The sequence below is a fragment of the Burkholderia sp. Ac-20384 genome, assembly GCF_017104605.1.
In the GTDB taxonomy this organism is placed as follows: domain Bacteria; phylum Pseudomonadota; class Gammaproteobacteria; order Burkholderiales; family Burkholderiaceae; genus Burkholderia; species Burkholderia lata.
The window spans coordinates 1-7827 of sequence record NZ_JAAGPE010000370.1 but is presented as its reverse complement, the minus strand read 5'-3'; the positions used below and the strand labels follow the sequence as shown (position 1 = coordinate 7827).

The following is a 7827-nucleotide window of genomic DNA, read 5'->3' as shown; positions in this document are numbered from 1 at the left end:
CTCGTCGGCGGCGCGATCGGCGAAGCGGCCGTGCAGCACGTGCCGGATGCGGGTGCCGCGATCGAAACGGCCTTGTCCCGGGCCGCGTAGCATGCGCGACACCTCGCGGCACCGGCCGCCCACCTATCATGAAGACAGCGGCACCGGCCGCCGGGCTGCCATGCGCGGCCCCGGCACGATGTCCGCCCGGGGCCGTTGCCCCCGATCGGCCCATCGCGCCACGCTTTCGCCGCCGCCGTTCGCATCATGAGTACACCTGCTTCTTCCGCCCGCCTGCGCGTGCTGCTCGTCACCGACACCGACAAGCCGATCGGCGAGCTCGGCGATGCGCTCGCGACCCTCGGCTACGAGATGCTGAACGACGTCGCGACGCCCGCGCGCCTGCCGGCAGCCGTCGAGGAACAGCATCCCGACGTCGTGATCATCGATACCGATTCGCCGTCGCGCGACACGCTCGAGCAGCTTGCCGTGATGCACGCCACCGCGCCGCGCCCCGTGCTGATGTTCAGCCACGACTCGAACCAGTCGCTGATCCGCGCGGCGGTCGGCGCGGGCGTCAGCGCGTATCTCGTCGAAGGGCTGTCGGCCGAGCGTCTCGCACCGATTCTCGAAGTCGCGCTCGCCCGCTTCTCGCACGACGACGCGCTGCGCCGCCGGCTGGCCGACGTCGAGCGCGAACTCGCGGAGCGCAAGCTGATCGACCGCGCGAAGCGCCTGCTGATGGACCAGCGCAAGCTGTCCGAACACGATGCGTACGCAGCGCTGCGCAAGCGCGCGATGGATCAGGGCCTGCGCATCGTCGACGTCGCGCGGCAACTGCTCGACGCGTCACCCCAGTCATGAATGCCATGGATACCTCCTCTCCCGCCGCGCCGGAACGCGCGCATCTTCGCCTCGGGTTCGTCGCGCTGAGCGACGCGGCCCCGCTGATCGTCGCGCAACGCCTGAACCTCGGCGCGCGGCACGGCCTCACGCTCGAACTCAGCCGCCAGCCGTCGTGGGCCGCGGTGCGCGACAAGCTGCTGAGCGGCGAACTCGACGCCGCGCATGCGCTGTACGGGCTCGTCTGCGGGCTGCAGCTCGGGATCGGCGGCCCGCAGGCCGACATGGCCGCGCTGATGGTGCTGAACCGCAATGGCCAGGCGATCTCGTTGTCGCGCGGCCTCGCCGACGCATATCGCGCGAGCGGCAGCGTGCGCGACGCGTTCGCGACGCTCGGCCGCAAGCCGCTTCTTGCCCAGACGTTCCCGACCGGCACGCACGCGATGTGGCTGAACCACTGGCTCGCGTCGCACGATGTCGATCCGCTGCGCGACGTGCGCAGCGTCGTGATCCCGCCGCCCGAGATGGTGGCCGCGCTCGCGAGCGGCGAACTCGACGGCTTCTGCGCCGGCGAACCGTGGCATGCGGTGGCCGAGGCCTGCGGCGCGGGGCGGACCATTGCCGTCACGAGCGAGATCTGGCCCGATCATCCGGAGAAGGTGCTCGCGACCCGGCGCGATTTCGTCGCGCTGTACCCGGCCACGGCCCGCGCGCTGATCCGCACGCTCGTCGACGCCTGCGCATGGCTCGACAGCGCCCCGCACCGTCGCGAGACGGCCGACTGGCTCGCGTCGCCCGATGCGCTCGGCGTGCCGGCCCGGCTGATCGCGCCGCGCCTGCTTGGCGACTACGGATCGGGCCCGTTCGCCGTGCCGCCGCTGCCGATCCGCTTCCACGACGGTGGCGCCGTGAACCGCCCCGATCCGCGCGAAGGCGAGTGGTTCCTGTCCCAATACCGGCGCTGGGGCATGCTCGACGGTTCGCACGACGACGCGGGGATCGCCAGAGCGATCGCGCAAACCGCGTTGTATGATGCTGCCGTCGCCGAAAGCGGCGCAGCGGGCCTGTCGCAGGCTTGATGCGCGCCGCGTGATGCAGGCGGCGCGCGCTCCCGCGCCACGCCTGTCCGGGCAGCCTGTCGGCGCCCGGCACGCGCCCACCGGGTGACGCCGCATGACCACTCCGTCCCCGATCAGATTCGATGCCGAAACCCACGCGCGCGCCGCTCGACGTGCTGCTTACTGAAATCCGCGCGTGCCGTGCCTGCGAAGCCGACCTGCCGCTCGGCCCGCGCCCCGTCGTGCGGGCCCATCGCGACGCGCGCATCCTGATCGTCGGGCAGGCGCCGGGCGCACGCGTCCATGCGAGCGGCATTCCGTGGGACGACGCGAGCGGCAAGCGGCTGCGCGGCTGGCTCGACGTCGACGCCGACACGTTCTACGACGAGACGCGCTTCGCGATCGTGCCGATGGGTTTCTGCTACCCGGGCCGCGGCGCGAGCGGCGACAACCCGCCGCGCCCCGAATGCGCGCCGCTGTGGATCGACCGGCTGCTCGCCGAGTTGCCGTCGATCCGGCTCACGCTGCTGATCGGCCAGTACGCGCAGCGTCATTTCCTGCGCGATACGCGCAAGGCCACGCTGACCGACACCGTGCACGCCTGGCGCGACTATGGCCCCGACGTGTTGCCGCTGCCGCATCCGTCGCCGCGCAACCAGGCGTGGTTCAAGCACCACCCGTGGTTCGACGACGAGGTCGTGCCCGAGCTGCGACGCCGGGTCGCGCCGCTGGTCGCCCCGTAAAGAATCCACCGACATGTCGCGACGTTTCGCGACACCCCCGTAATCCGTATCGAATCGAGCATGAACGACACCCCCACCGACCTCGACTTTGCCTGCAACGGCTGCGGCGGATGCTGCCGCGACCTGCGCATTCCGCTGACGATCGACGAGGCTACTGCGTGGCTGCAGCGCGGCGGCCACGTGGAGTTGCTGTGCGACGCGATGCCGTGGCTCGTCGAGCCCGAGCCCGACAACGCATTCGCCGCTTACAAGCGCGTGCGCTCGACCGCCGCGCTCAGCGGCTCGCTGCCCGTCCGCATCACGGTCATGCTCACCGCGACCCATGCCGGGCCGTGCCCGAACCTGCTCGACGATCTGCGCTGCGCGATCTACGATGAGCGGCCGCTCGTGTGCCGGATCTATCCGGCCGAAGTGAATCCGTTCGTGCCGCTGGTGCCGGGCGGCAAGCAATGCACGCCCGACGCGTGGCAGCAGGCGCCGTTCGTCCGCGGCGGTACGATCGTCGACGCGGACACCCGCGAGAACATCGCGCGCTCGCGTGCAGCGAGCGAAGCCGAGACGCCGCTGCGGGCGCGGCTTTGCGCGGCATTGGGGATCGATACGGCGGCCGTGGCCAACGAAGGGTTCGCCGTCCATGCGCCGGCGGCCGCCACGCTGCTTGCCGCGCTGACGGCATTGCGCGCGTCGGAGTCGGAGTCCGTGCCGGCCAGCGCCGACGACGCCATCGCCTGGACGCTGGTGTCGAACCGCACGTCGACGATGGACGCGCTCGTGTCGGTCGGCGCGGCCAGTCAGCGTGCCGGTAGCGGCAGCCCGCACGCCCGTTATCTCGGCTTCCACCCGGACGAGTGATCGCCGCGCGGCACGCCGCGAGCGACACCGGGCAACGCCGCGCGGCCGCACAGATCGCCGTCGCGCCCGGTTCGCTGTACCATCGCGGCTCAACCGCGTCACGAACAGCAGAATCCTTCATGCCCTCCACCGCCCCGCCGCGCCTGTACGGGATGCCCGAACGCAGCGACCGGCTCGACTTCTACATCCGCGACCAGGCGTCGCGCCAGGCGATCACCGAACCGCACCGGCACGCGTATTTCCAGATCCAGTTCAATCTCGGCGGCGACACCGAGCAGCGGATCGGCGGCGTCACGCGGCCGTTTCCGCGCGGCGCGCTCGCGTTCGTGCTGCCGCACCGCGAGCACCTGATCCCGCACCCGGAAGGCGCGCACTTCATCGTGATCAACTTCAGCCAGGCGTTCCTGCGCGCCGATCTCGACGTCGACCCGCTCGATCTCGAGGACGTGCCCGCGCACCGCTTTCCCGAGCTGACGCCGTTCCGCTTCCAGGAACATCTCGACTTCATCCTGACCGGCGACGCCTATGATGAAGCGCGCCGCCTCGCGCTGTGCATGCTCGACACCGATCGCGTGCGCACGTTCGGCTCGACCACGTTGTTGCGCGGCTACCTGCTGCAGCTGATCGGGCTCGTCTGCACGCAGTACGCGGGGGCGCTCGACAAGCTCGCGCAGCGCGGCGCCCAGCGCGCGGGCCGGCGCGACGCGCTCGCACGCGTGCTGCGCCACGTGCGCGCCAACCTGACCCGCGAAGACCTGACGCTCGCCGCGACCGCCGAGGCCGCGTTCCTGTCGCCCAACTACCTCGCGCACCTGGTCCGCAAGGAAACCGGGAGCACCTTCACCGATCTCGTGACCGAGCGCCGGATCGCGCTCGCGCAGTCGCTGCTGGCCCACACGAGCCGGCGCATCGCGGACATCGCACGCTCGGTCGGCTTCCGCGACGAAGGGTATTTCGCGCGGCGCTTCCGTGCGCGGGTCGGCGTATCGCCAAAGGCGTACCGCGACGCGAACGCCGCGCTGCCGGACGGCGACGACACTCCGGCGGCCGCCGACGCGTAGTTTTGTCCCGGTAAAACGCAGTTGCGTCGCATCCGGCCGCACGGGCGTCGGGTATCGTTGCACGCATGCCGGCCCGTGCGCCGCACGGGCGCGGCATCCGTCTTCCCACCGAACGAGGCCATCCGATGTCCGCTTATGTCATCGACGCTGCCGAGCGTCCTTCCGTCGAAGTCGAACAGTCGTCCGCGCGCTTTCCGGTGCGCCGCGTCTTCTGCGTCGGCCGCAACTACGCCGACCACGCGCGCGAAATGGGCGCCGATCCCGACCGCGAACCGCCGTTCTTCTTCACGAAACCGGCCGACGCGATTGTCCCGGCCAGCGGCACCGTCGCCTATCCGCCGCTGACGAACGACCTTCACCACGAAATCGAGCTGGTCGTCGCGATCGGCAAGGACGGCCGGTCGATCGACCCGGCCGACGCGCTGTCGCACGTGTGGGGCTACGGCGTCGGCGTCGACCTCACGCGCCGCGACCTGCAGGCCGAAGCGAAGAAGCTGAGCCGTCCGTGGGACTGGGCGAAGGGCTTCGACGCATCGGGCCCCGTGACCGCGCTGCGCGCGGCGTCCGCTACCGGCCACCCGGCGACGGGCCGCATCTGGCTCGCAGTGAACGGCGACACGCGCCAGCAAGGCGACCTGGCCGACATGATCTGGGCGGTACCCGACGTCATCGCGTATGTGTCGCGCTCGGTCGAGTTGAAGGCCGGCGACCTGATCTTCACCGGCACGCCGGCTGGCGTCGGTGCACTGCAGCCCGGTGACCGCGTCACGGGCGGCGTCGACGGCGTCGCGACGTTCGAGTTCGTCGTGGGCGCGAAGCCGTAAGCCGTCACGCAGCACGCATGGCGGCCGCCTGCCCGGGGCCGCCGTGCGACATCCCGATTTCGGTCAGTCGTAACGGCGCAGGAATGCGTCGGCGACGGCCGGCGGATTCAGCGCCTTCGCCGATTCGTTTTCCAGCGCCTCGGCAGCATCGTCGTCGCTGATCGACACGAACAGCGTGATCGCCGCCCTTTCGTCGCCCGTGCCGAACAGGCCTTCGCGGTCGAGCAAGTGCAACGCCTCGATCATCGAGGCGTGCAGTTGCCGCGAAAATTCCGGGAATCTCGACCTGACAAACTGCGGGCTCAGCAAGTCATCGGCGAGCTTGCCGCAGATCGCATTGAACGGCGACGCTTCCGCCGCCGCGTACGCCCACTCGGAAAAGCCCCACGCATACCACGGGTCGTCGTCCGGGACAGCCTGTTGCTCGCGGATCCTGCGCAGGCCCTCGACCGAATTGGCCGCCGGCACCACCGTCATCGCACCGCTGTCGGTGTACAGCGCGAACGCGTAGAAATGCTCGTTCGGGTGCAGCGCCCGCAGCGCCCTGAAGGTCGCCCTCGCGGCGTCGGCAATCTCCCGCTGAAAATCAGAAAATTCGCTCATCGCATCCTCGTCCAGTCACCCTGCGCGCGTCGGGGATGACTCGGTGCGCGGAGGGTTCGTCGTCTCCCGATATTCGACCGATTGTCCGCCAATCGCCCGCGGCACGGTAGCGCGCCCGCACCCGTGCCCGGTTCTGCGCGCCGGCGCTCACCGCCCCGCGTCCCGCGCATCGAACACCCGCACGCAGATGGCCGCCGCCAGCGCGATCGCGGCCGACAGCAGCATCATCGCCAGCGGCGCATAGCTGGCGTTGTCGGCCGTCAGCACCGCGCCCGTCAGCGACGAAAGCGCGGCACCGCCGGCGATCGTCATCGCGCCCGCCAGCCCCGACGCGCTCCCCGCCAGCTCCGGGCGCACCGACACCGCGCCGGCATGCGCGCCGGGATTGGTCAGCCCGTTGCCGATGCCGACCAGCACGCACGGCCCGAACCATGCGATCGCCTGCGTCGCGCCACCGAACATCAGCGTGAGGCCGATCAACGGCCCCGCGCACGCGACCACCCGTCCGCACAGGATCGTCGTGGCCAGCGCGTAGCGGCGCGCGTAACGCGCGGCCAGGAAGCTGCCGCACACGAAACCGGCCGTGATGGTGCCCATGTAGAAACCCACTTCCGCGGGCGCGATGCCGAACACCGTTTGCGCGGCGAGCGGTGCGCCGGCCAGGAACGCGTAGAACGAGCCGGTCGAAAACGCCATGCAGAGCGCATAGGCCCAGAAACGGCGCGCACGGAGCAGCGCCGGATACGCGCGAAGCTGCTGCCCGAGGCTCGACGACCGGTTCGCGTGGGTTTCGACGAGATCGAACGCGCACCAGACGAACAGCGCGATGCCCGCCACGCCGAGCAGCCAGAAGCTCGCGCGCCAGCCCATCGTCTGGTCGAGCGCGCCGCCGAGCGTGGGGCCGAGCATCGGCGCGAACGCGGCCGCCATCGCCGCATAGCCGATCCGGCTCGCCGCGCGCGCACCGCCGCCGGTGTCCCGGATCGTCGCCATCGACACCGGATAGACCGACGTGATCGCCGCCTGCATCAGCCGGCATGCGAGAAACGCACGAATATCGGTCGCCATCGCGCAGCCCAACGAGCCAAGCGCGAACACGCCGACGCTCGCCAGCACGACCGGCCGCCGCCCGAACCGGTCCGACAGCGGCCCCATCACGAATTCGAGCGACGCGGCCACCGCCGCGTAACCGCCGAGCGACAACGCGACGAGCGCGTAATCGGCGCGCAGGTCGCGCGCGATGGCCGGCAACGACGGCAGGAACAGGCTCAGCGGCAGCACCGAGCACGCGCACAACAGGATCAGCGTCGCGTGTCTCGGCGACGCCCGTTCGGAAGCGACCGGCAGGTTCGATTGCAAGCGGATGCCCTCCGCGCACGTGCCGCACGGCCGTGCGCAATGCAAAAAAAGCCCCCGAACGAGTCGGGGGCGCATGGGTGCCGGCGCGGTGCCGCTACCGGACCCTGCGCCTGTGGACGACTACGATGACGAATGCTGCTTTCATGCCGGATAGCTCCTGATTGCCTGGCTGATGGCTGACTGCGTGCGATATCGGACGATGGTAGGCGGACGATGCCGAGCGCGTCAACGCCCTAACGCGCACGCACCGACACGAACTTCCGTGCGTTGTTGCGCTGGATCAGCACCGCGATCACGCTGCCGTTCGCTTCGAGCGTCGGTATGTCATCGGGCGTCTCGAGCAGCGTGTCGTTGAGCTCCAGCACGACATCGCCCGGCTGGATGCCCGCGGTGGCTGCCGGGCCGTGCACCGCGTCCACCATCATGCCGACCGCGAGCCCCGTCGAGCGGCGCTCGTCGTCGCTGAGCGCATGCATCGTCAGCCCGAGGCGGTCGCCGCCGTCGA

The 7827-nt window shown here is 70.5% G+C and carries 9 protein-coding genes; 6 read left to right on the top strand and 3 right to left on the bottom strand.

Annotation, left to right across the window (positions count from 1 at the left end; translation table 11 throughout):
- Positions 1 to 246 precede the first annotated feature (246 nt).
- From G3O00_RS37355 to G3O00_RS37330, 6 genes are all read left to right on the top strand, one after another.
- Complete coding sequence (locus tag G3O00_RS37355) at positions 247 to 843, top strand: ANTAR domain-containing protein (RefSeq protein ID WP_174929526.1); 597 nt, start codon at positions 247 to 249, stop codon at positions 841 to 843.
- Between the two features lie 5 nt (positions 844 to 848).
- Complete coding sequence (locus tag G3O00_RS37350) at positions 849 to 1901, top strand: CmpA/NrtA family ABC transporter substrate-binding protein (protein WP_174929527.1); 1053 nt, start codon at positions 849 to 851, stop codon at positions 1899 to 1901.
- 122 nt (positions 1902 to 2023) lie between these two features.
- Entirely contained in the window at positions 2024 to 2623 is a 600-nt protein-coding gene (locus G3O00_RS37345) for a uracil-DNA glycosylase family protein (RefSeq protein ID WP_206146016.1), read from the top strand.
- 60 nt (positions 2624 to 2683) lie between these two features.
- A complete protein-coding gene (locus G3O00_RS37340; protein WP_206146015.1) occupies positions 2684 to 3475 on the top strand; it encodes a YkgJ family cysteine cluster protein in 792 nt (263 codons plus the stop codon).
- 119 nt (positions 3476 to 3594) lie between these two features.
- The gene (locus G3O00_RS37335; protein WP_206146014.1) at positions 3595 to 4536 is read left to right on the top strand and encodes a helix-turn-helix transcriptional regulator; all 942 of its coding nucleotides are present in this window, start codon (positions 3595 to 3597) and stop codon (positions 4534 to 4536) included.
- A gap of 125 nt (positions 4537 to 4661) precedes the next feature.
- Positions 4662 to 5360 (top strand): fumarylacetoacetate hydrolase family protein, encoded by a 699-nt coding sequence (locus G3O00_RS37330; protein WP_034191239.1) that lies wholly within the window; start codon positions 4662 to 4664, stop codon positions 5358 to 5360.
- A 63-nt stretch (positions 5361 to 5423) separates the two neighbouring features.
- Here G3O00_RS37330 and G3O00_RS37325 read toward each other — a convergent pair whose 3' ends face one another.
- From G3O00_RS37325 to G3O00_RS37315, 3 genes are all read right to left on the bottom strand, one after another.
- On the bottom strand, positions 5424 to 5963 hold the full coding sequence (locus tag G3O00_RS37325) for a DUF4303 domain-containing protein (RefSeq protein WP_206146013.1): 540 nt from the start codon (positions 5961 to 5963) through the stop codon (positions 5424 to 5426).
- A gap of 147 nt (positions 5964 to 6110) precedes the next feature.
- Positions 6111 to 7322 carry an MFS transporter gene (locus G3O00_RS37320; RefSeq protein WP_206146012.1) on the bottom strand — a complete coding sequence of 404 codons (1212 nt, stop codon included), beginning with the start codon at positions 7320 to 7322 and terminating at the stop codon, positions 6111 to 6113.
- A gap of 233 nt (positions 7323 to 7555) precedes the next feature.
- Positions 7556 to 7827: PDZ domain-containing protein (locus tag G3O00_RS37315; protein ID WP_206146011.1), on the bottom strand; the 272-nt coding region annotated here is incomplete at its 5' end.